Annotated in this window: 12 protein-coding genes; 6 read left to right on the forward strand and 6 right to left on the reverse strand. The window is 53.0% G+C overall.

Annotation, left to right across the window (positions count from 1 at the left end):
* Window positions 1–69: 69 nt before the first annotated feature.
* The 3 genes from IPK01_10135 to IPK01_10145 form a co-directional block, all read right to left on the reverse strand.
* On the reverse strand, window positions 70–1125 hold the full coding sequence (locus tag IPK01_10135) for a hypothetical protein (protein MBK7933841.1): 1056 nt from the start codon (window positions 1123–1125) through the stop codon (window positions 70–72).
* Window positions 1126–1293: 168 nt separating this feature from the next.
* Window positions 1294–1848, reverse strand: coding sequence for a methyltransferase domain-containing protein (locus IPK01_10140; GenBank protein ID MBK7933842.1), 555 nt, complete (start codon window positions 1846–1848; stop codon window positions 1294–1296).
* Between the two features lie 85 nt (window positions 1849–1933).
* On the reverse strand, window positions 1934–2581 hold the full coding sequence (locus IPK01_10145) for a DNA-3-methyladenine glycosylase 2 family protein (protein MBK7933843.1): 648 nt from the start codon (window positions 2579–2581) through the stop codon (window positions 1934–1936).
* A 143-nt stretch (window positions 2582–2724) separates the two neighbouring features.
* Here IPK01_10145 and IPK01_10150 point away from each other — a divergent pair, with 143 nt between their 5' ends.
* Window positions 2725–3654, forward strand: coding sequence for an isoprenylcysteine carboxylmethyltransferase family protein (locus IPK01_10150; GenBank protein ID MBK7933844.1), 930 nt, complete (start codon window positions 2725–2727; stop codon window positions 3652–3654).
* Between the two features lie 12 nt (window positions 3655–3666).
* The gene (locus tag IPK01_10155; protein ID MBK7933845.1) at window positions 3667–5748 is read left to right on the forward strand and encodes a molybdopterin-dependent oxidoreductase; all 2082 of its coding nucleotides are present in this window, start codon (window positions 3667–3669) and stop codon (window positions 5746–5748) included.
* A gap of 53 nt (window positions 5749–5801) precedes the next feature.
* Here IPK01_10155 and IPK01_10160 read toward each other — a convergent pair whose 3' ends face one another.
* The 3 genes from IPK01_10160 to IPK01_10170 are packed head-to-tail and all read right to left on the reverse strand — an operon-like array spanning window position 5802 to window position 10386.
* A complete protein-coding gene (locus IPK01_10160; GenBank protein MBK7933846.1) occupies window positions 5802–6746 on the reverse strand; it encodes a CHAD domain-containing protein in 945 nt (314 codons plus the stop codon).
* A gap of 35 nt (window positions 6747–6781) precedes the next feature.
* Window positions 6782–8797 (reverse strand): AMP-binding protein, encoded by a 2016-nt coding sequence (locus IPK01_10165; GenBank protein ID MBK7933847.1) that lies wholly within the window; start codon window positions 8795–8797, stop codon window positions 6782–6784.
* Between the two features lie 2 nt (window positions 8798–8799).
* The gene (locus IPK01_10170; protein MBK7933848.1) at window positions 8800–10386 is read right to left on the reverse strand and encodes a hypothetical protein; all 1587 of its coding nucleotides are present in this window, start codon (window positions 10384–10386) and stop codon (window positions 8800–8802) included.
* A gap of 124 nt (window positions 10387–10510) precedes the next feature.
* Here IPK01_10170 and IPK01_10175 point away from each other — a divergent pair, with 124 nt between their 5' ends.
* From IPK01_10175 to IPK01_10190, 4 genes are all read left to right on the forward strand, one after another.
* Complete coding sequence (locus IPK01_10175) at window positions 10511–11299, forward strand: 3-oxoacyl-ACP reductase FabG (GenBank protein ID MBK7933849.1); 789 nt, start codon at window positions 10511–10513, stop codon at window positions 11297–11299.
* An 84-nt stretch (window positions 11300–11383) separates the two neighbouring features.
* Window positions 11384–12460 (forward strand): PLP-dependent cysteine synthase family protein, encoded by a 1077-nt coding sequence (locus tag IPK01_10180; GenBank protein ID MBK7933850.1) that lies wholly within the window; start codon window positions 11384–11386, stop codon window positions 12458–12460.
* A 120-nt stretch (window positions 12461–12580) separates the two neighbouring features.
* A complete protein-coding gene (lysC, locus tag IPK01_10185; protein ID MBK7933851.1) occupies window positions 12581–13933 on the forward strand; it encodes a lysine-sensitive aspartokinase 3 in 1353 nt (450 codons plus the stop codon).
* 40 nt (window positions 13934–13973) lie between these two features.
* Complete coding sequence (locus IPK01_10190; protein MBK7933852.1) at window positions 13974–14975, forward strand: M20/M25/M40 family metallo-hydrolase; 1002 nt, start codon at window positions 13974–13976, stop codon at window positions 14973–14975.
* Window positions 14976–15118 lie beyond the last annotated feature (143 nt).

Here is a 15118-nt window from a genome sequence, read left to right on the forward strand (position 1 = left end):
AAAAAAATGCGATCCCGAAACCAAGAGTCTCGGGACAGCATTTTTGTATGAACGAGAATTGCTTGAAAACTACTTTATTGTAGCGACCAGCATATTGATGTCTTCTTGAGGAACGGTGATAACGAGGGAAATGTCGTTGCCGCGATTCGTTACGGTCGTCGCTTTCAGCATTCTTGCCATTACTTTATGCTCGGCTTTTTTCGATCCGCCGAGGAATCCTTCACCGATCATTTTGAGGCCGCTCAGGGTGTCATAAAGAGCCTTTGCCTGGTCTGCCCGTGCTGTGCGGGCCATCATCGAGACGACTGCTCCGGACGTGTTGACCGACATCGAGCCTGACAGATATTTGATCGAATTGATATTTTCGCCAAGCTCATCCTTGTCAAGATCAACGATCGATGCCATACGGTCCGGCACTCGCATTGCGAATGTGCAGACCGCGGTTTCGCTGTTTGAAAGCAGAGAGCTGATCTCCAAAGCGACCGATGTGGTTCGATCAAGTGTCTGACGAACGCGTTCGGGCGAGCCGATCACGAGCGTCGTGCTGTCAAGTGAAGTGACCGCGATCTCATTCGGCATTCCGTCGATCACCGAGTTCACAACGTCCGAACTGACCGGAACTGAGGCGGTCGGAACATTCTTTTTTACCTCGTCCTTGGCGGCAAAAATGATCACATTCCGGTCACCGAATTTTTCTTCGCGAAATTCGCCTTCGGCGGCGGTCTTGGCGGTTGAGATCAGAGCATCGGAGCTGAAACTGCCTCGGGCAATAACGACCGGATCAGCCGATAGCTTGTTGGCTGTGCCGATCTTCATGTTGATGCCTGCGGCGACCTGCTCAAACTTTCTGAGATCGATGCCTGTTTTGCTTTCGATCTGGCTGATGTGGCTCATGATCTTAGCGATCATCGGCTGATTTGCCGACAAAACCTTTGGCATCGCGTCGTTGAAGAACCGTTTGACGTCAAACGTCGCAACACCGTCGGAAGCCGGCAGCATCGAGACAAGCGCGTTCGACTGGCGGACCTTCTTTTTCGTCCTCCGCGTGTCTGCAAGGGCGAGTCCGCTAAGGTTCAACACGAACGCGGCGACGGTAAGAAATGTAAGAACTTTTGTTTTGATCATAAAACCTCAGATGACGAAAATCGCAAGTATCCTAACGATAACAGATGCTTCAAAGTTCGGAAATAGTTTGCTGGAATGTTTTTGCCACAGAGATCACAGAGATTTGGAGATAATAGGTCGATAGCAAAGTTGTATAAGAAATCTCAGTGGTCTCTGTGTACTCATTGGTTAATTCTCCGGCTTAACGACCTCGAACTCGAACCGCAACTCTTTGCCGCGGATGATATAGCTCAGGTAATGCTCCCAGAATTTGCGAAGGAAACGGAACTTCGGGGCTTTTTGATCGAGATTGACGATAAACTGTATGCCCAACATTCGCCACAGATTCAGCAGCGAAACATGGCATGATATCGGCTTTAACTGAACGTCGGTGTAAAAATCGAACACCTGACGGTCGGCGAGAAATGTGTTGAAAGTGTATGAATTGATATGGTTCCGATGGGTAGGATCATTGGCCCAGTCGGGATTTGTGTAATGCGGAGTCAGCAATTTGATGCGGCCGCCGTTTCGAGTGACGCGATACAATTCGGTGATAAAAGCCATCACGTCAGGCACGTGTTCGACGACGTGATTGGAAACGACAAGGTCAAATTCGTTGTCGGGAAACGGGTACGGCAATTCGCCAAGGTCGTGGATAATATCGGCGTTGGTACGCGGATTGTTATCAAGGCCAATCGCACCTTCGGCCTTATTCGCTCCGCATCCGACATCGAGGATCCTCATCGAACTATTTTTACCACATAGAAACTAGAACACATAGTTCATTAGGACGATGAGCGGTTTAAGTCAGTCTATGTGCCCTATGTTTCTATGGGGTTGATTTCCTTGCACGGCGTTCGCTCAAGTAATAATGCCAAAGGAGCCTAGCCGCGACGGAGCGGAACGGCCGCCAGCGTTCGGCAATTTCGATGAAGTCGTCCGAACCGGGCCGGTTGTCGGCTTCTGTCAATTTCTGATATGCGGAATGCAGAGCTATGTCGCCGCGAGGCATGACATCGGGCCGAAGCATCGCCATCAGCAGGTAAACATCCGCCGTCCAGGTGCCGATGCCTTTGAGTTTGACGAGTTCGGCTTTGACCTTGTCATCGGGCAGGGAATGAATGGAATCGAGATCGATGTGCTTCTCGATGACCGCTTCGGACAGATGGCGTGCGTAGGTAGTTTTTTGATGGCTAAAACCGATAGTTTTGAGATCGGCATCACTGATAGTTAAGAATCGATCGGGCGTGACGTCGCCCAGATGAGCGGCGAGTTTGTCAAAACACGCCTTCGCCGAGGCTAGCGACACTTGCTGCTCAAGAATGATGTTCAGCAAAGTCGCATAACCGGTCGGCCGTGCCCACAACGGCGGCGTACCGTAAGTGCTGTGAACATAGGCAAGACGCTCGTCCGAACTGGCGAGTTCGCGGCATATCGCTGGCAGGTTCTTTTCGCTGATCGCTTTGATTTCTGTCATTATGCGAATACAATTGCCGCCAAACGGATGGATGTGGTTACTGATGTCTGCAATTTCTTTGTTCTTAGTACGATACTATCTCAGTTAGCGTAATGAACGAAAATTCTCTTTTCCGTCGCCAAAAGTCACAGGCTTAAAGCTCTATGAAAGTCCGACATTCAGCCGCGATCTATTTTGTGGTACAAGGTATAGCTGTCATCGCCTGGTGGGCGACGCTCTCTTTTGTTCCATCGACGCGGCAGTATTTTTTATTAGAGAAGTCATCGGAAACGTCGCTCATGGCGTTTTGGCTGGCCGATCTCTCGTTTTTAGGTATCGGATCATTGGCGGCCGGGTTTCTGTCTTGGCGCGATCATGAGTATTCGCGGATCGCGTCGTGGTTTGTTGCGGGAGCCGTAAGCTACGCGGCGGTCTATTGTCTCGCTTTTGCATGGATGACCGACGCCGGCTGGCTCGGTGTGACCATGATGTTTCCGGCGATGATCTGGAGCGGCGTATTTGCAGTAGGTCTTTCATTTGAAAAGGCCATGTTTCGCCAGGCGGCCGAAAACTCGACCAATTGGATATTGTTCAAAACAATGACTCAGATCGTCGTCGTTTGGTCGGTCATTCTAATTGTTTTTCCCTATTTGATAGCTATCGTCGAGGACAAACTCGGTATAGTGCGATTGCAGTTTACATTGCAGAGGCCGCTCGCCGCGGTGCTGTTTGTGGCGATCAGTTCGCTCGGCGTTTGGGGGGCGATCGTCATGTCAAAGATCGGCAAGGGAACGCCGCTGCCGCTCGACCACGCTAAACACCTGGTTATTCGCGGCCCTTATGCGTTTGTTCGAAATCCGATGGCGGTTTCCGGCGTCGGGCAAGGTTTAGCAGTCGCACTGTTTCTAGGCTCGCCCCTTGTCACACTATATGCGTTGATGGGTTCATTGGTCTGGCAGTTGATATTTCGCCCGCTCGAAGAGGACGACCTGGCTCGACGCTTTGGTGCTCCATATCAAGAATATAAGCGAAGCGTCAAATGTTGGATCCCGCGATTTCCGGCATTTTCAGGGGACAAGACGCAAGATCAGTGATTCGAGGTTCGGATGGAAGAAAAGCACTATCGTAACTGCAACCTTTGCGAAGCCATTTGCGGGATCGAGATCACGCATGAGCAAGGTGCGATCGTCTCGATCACGGGCGACAAACTCGATCCGTTTTCGCGTGGGCATATCTGTCCGAAGGCCTTGGCCTTACGCGACATTTACGAAGACCCGAACCGCCTGCGAATGCCCGTTAAACGGACCGCGGACGGCTGGCGTGAGATCGGTTGGACCGAGGCATTTGACGAAACGGCAGCGCGATTGGCGGCGACACAGACGAAATACGGACGCGATGCAGTCGCCGTTTATCAGGGCAATCCAACGGTCCATAATCTCGGCACGATGCTCAACAGCCGCGATCTGCTCAAAGCTCTCGGAACGAAGAACAACTATTCGGCGACTTCTGTCGATCAATTGCCGCATCATTTCGCGAGTTGGACAATGCTTGGTCATCCGTTTTTGATCCCGATCCCGGACATCGACCGCACGGAGTATTTTCTAATTCTCGGAGCGAATCCGCTCGCGTCGAACGGCAGCCTGATGACCTCGCCGGACATCATCAACCGCCTTAATGCGATCAAGAAACGCGGAGGCAAGGTCGTGTTGATCGATCCGCGACGAACCGAAACGACGCGTGTAGCGGATGAGCATTTTTTTATAAGACCGTCATCGGATGCGTGCCTGCTGCTCGCTATGGTTCACACACTCTTTAGCGAGGGATTGATCGATCTCGACAGGTTGGATGACTTTACCGACGGCATCGAAGCGCTCAGATCGGTTTCGAACGACTTTTCAACCGAAATGGCCGAAGAAATGACAGGCATACCGGCGGCGGAGATCGTTCGATTGACCCGTGAATTTGCAAGTGCCGTAAGTGCGGTTTGCTATGGCCGCATCGGGCTTTCGACGCAGGCTTTCGGCGGGCTTTGCCAATGGCTGATCAATGCGATCAATATCCTGACCGGTAATTTCGACCGTGCGGGCGGAGCGATGTTCACCGCACCGGCGTTCGACCTTTTGCAGGTGGCAAAGGGCGGCAGCATTCATGATCGTTGGCAAAGCCGCGTCAGGAAACGACCGGAATTTATGGGCGAACTGCCGGTCTCCGCTCTTGCCGAGGAAATGCAGACCGAAGGCGAAGGCCAGATCAAGGCACTTGTAACAAGCTGCGGAAATCCCGTGCTGTCCACGCCGAACGGCGGACAACTCGACCGTGCCCTCGAAGGTCTCGATTTTATGGTGTCTATCGACTTCTACATAAACGAGACGACGCGGCACGCCAATACCATCCTGCCGCCCGTGACCAATCTCGAAAGTTCGCATTACGACGTGGTCTTTAACACCTTTGCCGTCAGAAATACGGCGAAATATTCCGGTCCGCTGTTCGAAAAGGCCGAGACCGCTCGCTATGATTGGCAGATATTTCAGGAATTGACCGCTCGGCTGACTGGTACTCTGGAATCGTATAGACCCGAACCGCCGGAGCTGAAATTGAGTTTGGGTTTGCAGTTCGGCAAATATCAGATGCCGCTCGACAAATTAAAGCAGTCGCCGCACGGCATCGATCTGGGCGAATTACAGGCGTGCTTGCCCGAAAGGCTGTTGACCGCAAATAAAAGGATCGACATCGCACCGGCGTCGCTTGTTGCAGATGTGAATAGATTGAAAAAGAGTGCTGTGATCGCAAAAAACCTCGAATTTCCTTTCGCCCTTATCGGCCGCCGCCACCTGCGCGACTGCAATTCGTGGCTGCACAATAGCGATACGCTGATGAAAGGAAAGAATCGCTGCACGTTGATGATAAATGATGCGGATGCGAAAGAGCTGTCACTAGAAAACGGTCAGATCGTGAATGTGAATTCACGTGTCGGTTCGATCGAGCTGCCGGTAGAGGTCACCCCCAACATCGCCCCCGGCGTGGTCTCGATACCGCACGGATACGGACATGGCCGAAAAGGGGTAAAACTGGACACTGCCGCCGAACATTCAGGCGTTTCAATCAACGACCTGACGGACGAGGCCATGATCGATGAGCTGACCGGTAACGCGGCATTCAGCAGCGTTTGGGTCCGAATCGAAGCGTAAGGCGTTACCATTTGGACGACGCGGCCGTTAGAAATAGGCATTCGACCATCAAATTAGAGTGCAGCGGTCCGTGTTCGGAGACGTTCGACAAAGTCATTCGCGGTCCATTCGAGCCAGAGGCCGAGAGCTTTGCCGTATTCTCTTCCGCGTTTCTCGACAAATTTGGATAAAAGCCACGCTGCGGCCGTCGAGATCGGTGACTTTGCCATCTTTCGAGAGTCTTTTTCAGTAAGGCGTCTCGAGAGTTTGTCGATCCACAGATCGCAATCGTGCACTTCGCCGAGGTGGGCTTGCAGCTTGGATATCTCTTTCACGAATCCCCCGTACTTATCAGGCCATCCGGACTCAAAAAGCTCGAGGGCGTATCGAAGCCGCTTTGCAGCGATCCGCAATTCGTGCAGCCGAGCCCCGTCAAACGGCGTAAAAAGTGCATTGCTAGCGGAACAGAGTAGATCGAGTCGGGTGTCGATAACACTTCGGCCTACCTCAAAAAGATCCGCGGGCCGGGAAAGATGCCTTCGGCAACGCGGGCCTTCGATCTGCTGCAAAAAGCCGTTTCGCAGACCTTCGACCGAGATCGACTTGAACGTCTTCCGAATACCGGCATGGCCGTTTTCGCGTTGGATTCTGAGTTTGGCGATGAGTGCGTCGATGCCCGTCTTGTTTGGGTCATTCCGGGTTTCGACTGATAGGCCCTCCATGGCGATGATCGCAACATCCAGATCGCGAACTTTGCCGAGAGTTGCGGCGATCTTCTTGAGAGCCGCTTTGATACGCCTTATCGACTTACCGTCGATCATCGGGCTGAGATCCCGCAAGGCACTTCGAAGGCGGCGGAGAGCAACCCGCATGTCGTGGACCGCATTGACGTTCCACTCGACAGTCACGGCTCCGCCGAAGTTCACGACCTCGTCAAATCGAAGCAGCAGCACGTCCGCTGCCCATCGAAACGGATCGGCGGCATCGCTAATAGCAGGGACTTGCTTCGCTTTCGCCATTAGGTCGGATTGTAACAAACCTATCGCAGGACTTGTTACTTGCGCAGCTGTTGAATTTCTTTCACGGATCGCGGGTTTTCGAGTGCCGAGAGGTCGCCCGGATCTTCGCCGAGGTAAGCCGAGCGGATCACGCGCCGCATTACCTTGGCATTTCGCGTCTTTGGCAGAGCCGAAACGAAATGGATCTTTGATGGAGCAAGCGGTTTGCCCATGTCTTTGGCGACTAGAGCCTTTAGCTCAATTTCGAATTTCGAATTTCGAATTTCGAATGTCGGATCTTCATTTTCCGTCGATTCGATATTCGATATTCTGTATTCATCATTTTGCACTACGAATGCTACCATCGCGGTGCCTTTTACTTCGTCGGGGACGCCGATGACGGCGGCTTCGGTGACGAGCGAATGAGCGACCAATAAACTTTCGACCTCGGCGGGGCCGACGCGTTTTCCCGCGACCTTTAGCGTGTCGTCGCTGCGGCCGAGGATGAACCAGTGGTTGTCCTTGTCCCGCATCGCAAAATCGCCGTGGACCCAAATATCTTTGAAACGCCGCCAATACGTGTCGAGATAGCGTTCTTTCTCCTGCCAAAATCCGCGTGCCATGCCGATCCAGGGTTGTTTGATGACGAGTTCGCCGACCTTTCCTGGGCCGACGGAATTGCCTTCGTCATCGAGAATATCGACGTCCATCCCCGGACACGGAGCGGGGAACGAGCACGGCTTGAGCGGCAGGAGCGGGTTGCCCATCACGATGCCGCCGGAGATCTCGGTGCCGCCGCTGTAGTTGATGATCGGGAGTTTGCTGTCGCCGACCTTTTCGAAAAGCCACCACCACGGAGCCGGATTCCACGGCTCGCCGGTCGAGGCAAATGCACGCAGGGAACTTAGATCGTGCTTCTTTGGAAGTTCGTCGCCGCAGTTCGACAATGCCCTTATCAACGTCGGTGAAATGCCAAGTATTTCCACCTTGTGTTTGGCACAAAACTCCCACATTCGGTCGGGCTCCGGATAGTCAGGTGCCCCGTCGTAAATACAGATCGTCGCACCGTTTATCAACGCCCCGTAGATCAGCCACGGCCCCATCATCCAGCCGATGTCGGTGTACCACGATATCCGCGTGTCCTTACCGACGTCCGTCCCAAACGCCATATCCTGAGCCGCCTTGATCGGAAAACTCGCATGGGTATGAGCAATGCCCTTCGGCTTGCCGGTCGTGCCGGAGGTGTAGAGGATAATAAGCGGATCTTCGGCGGAGGTTGGTTCGAGTGGTCGTGTCTCGAAATTTTCGCCCAAGGTAATTAAGTCATCGAACTCTATGAATTTATCGGACGGAAATGGACACGTAAGTTGGATCGTCCGATTGCAAACAAGGACATGTTTGATGGTGGAGCAAAGCGACACGGCCTCGACAGCAACGTCCAACGCGTTGAAAACTTTGCCCCGCCTCATAAAACCATCACAAGTGATGAGGCCAACCGCTTTCACCGCATTGAGCCGGCTCGCTATCGCTTCGACACCATAACCCGAAAATACCGGAACCGCAATACAGCCGATTCGACCGATGGCGAGAAGAGAAGTGACTGTCTCGAGCATCATCGGCAAGTGGACACCGATCGCATCACCTTTTACAAAGCCGAGGGCTCTCAACCCAGAAGCGATTTCTTCAACTTCCTCCAGAAGTACTTCGTAACTTGTAGAAAGCGGTCGTCCACTTTCGTCGTCGGAAATAACCGCGGGATGGTCTTTCATCTCGTCTGTCTGCCAGCGATCGAGGCACATTTCGGTAATGTTTAGGCCGCCGCCTTGGCACCATTTTGGGAATTCGATTCCGTCTGAAGTGTCGAGCAGCTTTTCGTATGGCGGATCGAATTTTATGTCGAGAAAACGCAAAACCTCGGCGGTGAACATCTCGACATCGTTGATCGAATACGCATAAAGTTCGTCCCACGTCGTCACGCCGACTTGCTTCATGAACTTTGTAAGCTGCGCCCGTTCGATTACGTCGGGCGTCGGTGTCCAGGCGATAGGCTGATCTTCGAGAATATTTTGCATTACTAAGGTTCGAGGCCGATGCCCTTTCGCTGCCAGATCTCGATCGAGGGTTTGTCGGTACGGTCTGTCATGTCGACGGGCACATACGTTTCCAAAATGTAGTTCGAGAGCGGCCCGAGATTGTCGCCTTTTTGGCGTTCGGCGTCGGGTTTGTTATTTTTACTGCTCCATAGAATATAGCGCGGACGCGTAGTTTCGAGGTCATTGACCGCAGCGGAAACTTGCTCTGGCCGCGTGTATTCTGACGGAACGAACTGCGAAAAACGCGATGCGTTTCGCAGATCGAGCATGAAATAAACATAAGGGAAAGGTGTCTCGAATACAAAATCGCCGGGCTTAGTGTGTTCGTTCAGGAATGAGTAGCGTTCCATCGCATCGCTTTGGGCGTAGATCACGGTGCCGCGAGCCGTCGTGAGCTCTTTGTAATCAGCACGACGCTGAACCTTGATTACAAAGAAAACCGATACCGCGATCAAGCACAAACATGCCGCGCGGACGAGTAGTAACTGATACCGTTTGAGTACGCCGGAAAAGTCCACCAGCCAAAACATCAGCACAAGTGACGGTATGGCGATAGGGAAATAGCGAACCTGACTCGGGGCGGTCGTCGAGAGAACGAGAAACAGCCCAAGGATCGCGACCAGCATTGGAACCCGCCAAAATTCCCAGTCGTGCTGTTTTCGGTAATGCAGAAACACGGCGAAGAATGTAATCAATGCGAGCGGGACGCCGAAAGCGTAAAACAGCGCAGGCACAAATTCGAGCGTCATCGCTTCGGAACTGAACGCGTATCTAAGGTGCCGAAGGAAGACGCCGGGGTTGTTCGACGGATCGTAGTGATAATATTTCGAAGGATATTCGAGCGTCGAAGCGAGAAAGTTGCCGAGGCCGACCGTCACGATGAAATATGAGCAAAGGGCGGCGAGTGTTAACCCAAACGACGTGCCAATGATCGCGACATCCTTTACCGTTTTCTTGAACGACGCAGAACGAGAATAATTATCGACGGCGACAAAGACGACCATCGCGGCCGCAGCGACGAGGCCGCGTTGCTGGGTGAAAAATGCAGATGCCGCACACAATGATCCGGCGATCGCAAGGAAGATCGGTGTTCGTGCCTTAAGCAGCAGAAGCAACGCCGCCCAAACAAATATCGGGCTTAGCGACCGGTGCGAACCGTCAAGACCGAACCACCGCAGCCCCAAAAAAGCGAACAGCATCGGCGGCATATAAGCGAGCGGGCCGTCGATCAGGCGCTTTGAAATGCGCAGGGCGAACCAGAATGTGAGCGACCAAGCCGCGATGATAGCAGAATTCAGCAGCCAATACTTGACCCCAAATATCGCGAACAGCACCAAATAGAACACTTGCCCGCCCGGGAAAGAGAACTGGAAAAAGTCGGCATATAAACGCTCGCCGCCCAACATCCTGGCGGCATTGTCGAGAAATATGAGATGGTCGTCCTCGAGATAGAATGGAGCGAACGGTAGTTTGAAAAGCAGCAGATACAGAAACACGGCTACCATTGAAACGGCCGCAACGTCTGTAAGCGTAATTTTATGTTTGGTAGTAATTGTATCTCCAGCCATCGCAAAACTCGCGCGATTTGCAATCTGCCAATTCCGCAGATAAATTCATACACAAACAATAGCCGGAGAATTTCATCTTAAAGCGGGGATTAATATCGAACTTTGCATCTGAGATTTCACCTATATGAGCCAGGTAGATTCGACAATTCAGCTTCCTAATAACCTTTTTGCCGGTAAAACAGCGATCGTGACAGGCGCTTCGCGAGGCGTTGGACGTGCGACGGCCCTACGGCTAGCAGAGGCCGGGGCAAATGTTGTGGTCAATTATTTGAGCAACGACGCCGAGGCTTTTGAGACGGTCGAGATGTGCAAGAAAAAAGGCGTAGGTGCGATCTCGGTCAGGGCAGACGTTTCGGAGTTTTCAGGTGCTCAGGAGATCGCCAAGCAAACGCTCGAGAGCTTTGGACGCATCGATCTCCTCGTTTGCAATGCCGGGGTCTGGGATGGTGCCGCGATCGAGGACATGTCCGAAGAGCTTTGGAACAAGGTCATCAACACCAACCTAAAATCGGCCTGGGCGATGACAAAGGCGTGCGTTCCGGCGATGAAAAAGCAACCATCCGCGGCGATCGTGATGGTCTCATCGACCGCCGGACAACGCGGTGAGGCTGGCTATTCGAATTATGCCGCGTCAAAGGGCGGCCAGATATCGTTTACAAAGGCCCTCGCGAGTGAACTTTGCCCAAAGATCCGCGTCAACGCGGTCGCTCCCGGCTGGATCGAGACCGCGATGGTTCGGCCCGTTTTTGAAGACAAAGTTTACGAACAAAGCGTAATCGATTCGATACCGCTAAAACGCATCGCGACGACCGATGACATCGCTCTTTCGATCTGTTTTTTGCTTTCCGATTGGTCGCGGCACATCACAGGCGAAATTCTAAACATCAACGGCGGTGCTGTTCTTTGCGGCTAGATCGCAAATTGTGACATTTAGCACAGAGAAGGCTGTCGCGGCGTGATATGCAGTTATTACGAGCATTTTTGTGCGAGTAACCATATGAATACCTCAAGCCTTGCCGAATATCAAAATCATTTCAGTGCCGTCCCGTCGAGTTCGAGCTATGTCGAAAATCTGATCGGCAATACGCCGCTTCTCGCCGTCCATTTCCACTACAAAGGCAAACGCCGGACGATCTTTGCCAAGGCCGAACACCTTAATCTGACGGGGAGCATCAAGGACCGAATGGCCCTACACATCATCTGCTCAGCCTACCGCGACGAACAGATCCGCAAAGGCGACATCATCGCCGAGGCGACGAGCGGCAATACGGGTATTTCCTTCGCGGCGATCGGCCATGCATTCGGCAATCCGGTGCATGTTTTTATGCCTGATTGGATGAGCAAAGAGCGGATCTCGCTGATCAAGAGCTACGGAGCGGACGTAACGCTCGTCAGCCACGAACAGGGCGGATTTGTAGGCAGCATCGAGCTTGCGGATGCATTCAAATACGAACATCGACGAGTTTTCCTGCCGCATCAATTCTCAAATCTTTCGAACGCTGAGGCTCATTACCTGACGACCGGGCCCGAGATCTGGGCACAGTTGAAGAAGGTCGGCTTTGAGCCGGATGCGTTCGTCGCAGGCGTCGGAACCGGCGGAACGATAATGGGCACGGCCGCTTTCCTTCGCGAAAAGAACCCTGACATCAAAATGCACCCGCTCGAGCCCGCCGAATCACCGACGTTAACGGTCGGCCACAATGTCGGCAGCCACCGCATTCAGGGCATCTCCGACGAATTTATCCCCGCGATCTGCGATCTGCCAAAGCTCGATGAGATCATAACCGTTTCCGACGGCGATTCGATCTTAATGGCACAAAAGCTGGCGGCCGATCTCGGTTTGGCGGTCGGCATTTCGTCAGGTGCGAACTTCCTCGGTGCCCTGATGGCCCTCGAAAAGCTCGGCGCTGACGCGATAGTCGCGACCGTTTTTTCCGACGACAACAAAAAATACCTGAGCACCGATTTGGTTCGCGAAGAGCCCGTGAAAGACGGCTATCTGACGCCCGACATTGAGTTGTTCGGATATCAGACGATCGGCCGTGTCGGCCAAGCTGAGGTTGTCGCCTTTTAAGGTCGCAAATGCTTTTTTCTCGGTTGCGAAAGCGAAACGGCCGAATCTATCGTAGAATATTTCTTAGCTGGATTAGATTCATTCGATTTGAACGCATTGAGCAGCCAAGGCCCAACAGTAATGAAATTCGGCGGTACGTCGGTCGGCGACGTGGCTGCCTTTGAGCGCGTTTTTCATATCGTTTCCACGCAGATAGCACGACATCCGGTCGTAGTCGTTTCGGCGATGACGAAGGTGACGGATGCTCTGCTTTCTGCATTCGAGGTAGCAAAGAAAGGCGATTTCGCCGAAGCAATCGCCACGCTCGAACCGCATTTTGACCGCCACGTCGAGGTTTCCAGGCAATTCATCCCTGACGGAACTCCGAATGCATTTAACGGCGAGTTGGAATTCGCCCGCGGCGAGCTTGCTGATCTGCTGATCCGCGTTTCCCGGCGTTCGCTGCCGCTGTCAATGCTCAAGGACGCGATCGTTTCGTACGGCGAACAGCTTTCGTCGCGGCTGTTGGCGGAGGTTTTGAAAGCCAAGGGTCTGAACACGAGGCAGGTCGATGCACGCCGTTTGATCGTCACCGACGACGAATACGGTGCCGCTCAACCGCTGATCGACGAGACCAACGAGCTCGTCAGGCTCGAACTCGAACCGCTGATCGCCGCCGGCGAAGTGCCGATCATGGGCGGCTTCATCGCGGCAAATCGCGGCGGCGAAACGACCACTTTGGGTCGTGGCGGCTCGGATTATTCGGCCGCGATTGTCGCCGCTGCTTTGGGTGCGAACGAGCTACAGATCTGGACCGACGTGACAGGCGTGATGACGTGCGACCCGCGCATTTGCGACTCGGCCAGGACGATCCCGGTCTTGAGCTACGAAGAAGCTGCGGAACTTGCCTACTTCGGTGCCAAGGTTTTGCACCCCAAAACGATCAAGCCGGCTGTGGATAATTCAATACCGGTTCGCGTTTGCAACACATTTGAACCAGACGAGATCGGCACGATGGTGCGTGCCGACAGTGCCGAGGCTCCGAACAAGATCAAATCGATCGCCCACAAGAAAAACATCACCATCTTGCGCATCTCGTCGGCTCGAATGCTCGGCAGCTACGGATTTATGAGCGCGGTGTTTCAGGTGTTCGAGCGGTTTCGAACCGTGATCGATGTCATCTCGACCTCAGAGGTTTCGATCGCCCTCACGCTCGACAACACCGCCGAACTAGACAAGATCGTGACTGAACTCGAACGCCTTGGCGACGTCGAGGTCGATCCCGGCTACGCCGTCATCTGCGTCGTCGGCGAAGGACTCCGAGCTTCGACCGGTTTGGCATCTAAGGTTTTCTCGACGATCAAAGACGTTAACGTTGCACTCATCTCGCATGGGGCCTCGAGTGTGAACCTGACATTTGTGATCAAAGAAGATGAAGTTGCGGACGTGATCAAGAAGCTGCATATGCAGTTCTTCAGTCTTATGAATAATTAGTAATTCGTAATTACACAATAGGTTTGAAGAAAAGAACATGATGGAGCTGTTTCAACTAACAAAACAACTGATGTCGATCCCGTCCATTTCCGGCGATGAGGAAGCTGTTGGATTTTGGCTGCGTGATCATCTCGAGTCGCTCGGGTGGACAGTAGAGTTACAAAAAGTCACCGACACTCAAAACAACATCATCGCCTATTTGAACGACACGCCTCGCGTTTGGCTTTCGACGCATATGGATACGGTGCCGCCGTTTATTGCTCCGGCGGAGGACGACGAGAAGATATATGGCCGCGGTTCGTGCGACGCGAAGGGCATAATTGCAGCGCAGATCACGGCCGCCGAATTGCTGCGTCGAGATGGGATCGAGGATATCGGATTGCTCTACACGGTCGAGGAAGAACGTGCGTCGACCGGAGCGAAGGTCGCGAATGACCATCCTTTGGCGGCGAAGTGCGAGTATCTGATCAACGGCGAACCGACCGACAACGACCTCGCGATAGGTTCAAAGGGAGCGTTTCGGGCAAAAATAAAGACAAGCGGCAAAGCCGCGCATTCGGCCTATCCTGAGATGGGCGATTCCGCGATCGAAAAGTTGCTGGATATACTTGAGGACGTTCGGCATACGAAATTTCCAAACGACGAGTTCTTTGGCGAGACGACGGTCAATCTCGCAACGCTCGACGGCGGCATCGCTCTTAACGTCATTCCGCCGCACGCGGAATGTGGAATTCTCATTCGCCTAACGACACCGATGGAACCGATCCGCGACGCCCTCGAAAATCTCATCCGCGATCGTGGCGAACTCGAGATCATGTCTTACAGCCTGCCGGTCAAAATGCTGGCGGTCGATGGATTCAAACAAAAGGTCGTGCGTTTCACCACCGACATCCCGCACCTGGGCATATGGGGTCAGCCGCTCTTGCTCGGGCCTGGGTCGATACTTGTGGCTCACACGAAAGACGAGTTCGTGTTAAAAAAAGACCTCGAAACGGCGGTCGAATTGTACGTGGCGTTGGTGAAAAGACTTTTGACCGCATAGTGACATGTTCGCGAGGAAGTAAAAAGGAATTAACCGCAGATGGACGCAGATAAACGCCGATATATGAAACCGTTGGGCATTCCTTTTTTTTCTTATCTGTGTTCATCCGCGTTCATCTGCGGTTAAGTTTCTTCCTGATCCTT

The organism is Acidobacteriota bacterium (assembly GCA_016713675.1).
Taxonomy (GTDB): Bacteria; Acidobacteriota; Blastocatellia; order Pyrinomonadales; family Pyrinomonadaceae; genus OLB17.

Coding starts and splice junctions, on each gene's coding strand:
- IPK01_10135 (MBK7933841.1), bottom strand. CDS start 1,125: ATGATCAAAACAAAAGTTCTTACATTTCTTACCGTCGCCGCGTTCGTG.
- IPK01_10140 (MBK7933842.1), bottom strand. CDS start 1,848: ATGAGGATCCTCGATGTCGGATGCGGAGCGAATAAGGCCGAAGGTGCG.
- IPK01_10145 (MBK7933843.1), bottom strand. CDS start 2,581: ATGACAGAAATCAAAGCGATCAGCGAAAAGAACCTGCCAGCGATATGC.
- IPK01_10150 (MBK7933844.1), top strand. CDS start 2,725: ATGAAAGTCCGACATTCAGCCGCGATCTATTTTGTGGTACAAGGTATA.
- IPK01_10155 (MBK7933845.1), top strand. CDS start 3,667: ATGGAAGAAAAGCACTATCGTAACTGCAACCTTTGCGAAGCCATTTGC.
- IPK01_10160 (MBK7933846.1), bottom strand. CDS start 6,746: ATGGCGAAAGCGAAGCAAGTCCCTGCTATTAGCGATGCCGCCGATCCG.
- IPK01_10165 (MBK7933847.1), bottom strand. CDS start 8,797: ATGCAAAATATTCTCGAAGATCAGCCTATCGCCTGGACACCGACGCCC.
- IPK01_10170 (MBK7933848.1), bottom strand. CDS start 10,386: ATGGCTGGAGATACAATTACTACCAAACATAAAATTACGCTTACAGAC.
- IPK01_10175 (MBK7933849.1), top strand. CDS start 10,511: ATGAGCCAGGTAGATTCGACAATTCAGCTTCCTAATAACCTTTTTGCC.
- IPK01_10180 (MBK7933850.1), top strand. CDS start 11,384: ATGAATACCTCAAGCCTTGCCGAATATCAAAATCATTTCAGTGCCGTC.
- lysC (MBK7933851.1), top strand. CDS start 12,581: ATGAAATTCGGCGGTACGTCGGTCGGCGACGTGGCTGCCTTTGAGCGC.
- IPK01_10190 (MBK7933852.1), top strand. CDS start 13,974: ATGGAGCTGTTTCAACTAACAAAACAACTGATGTCGATCCCGTCCATT.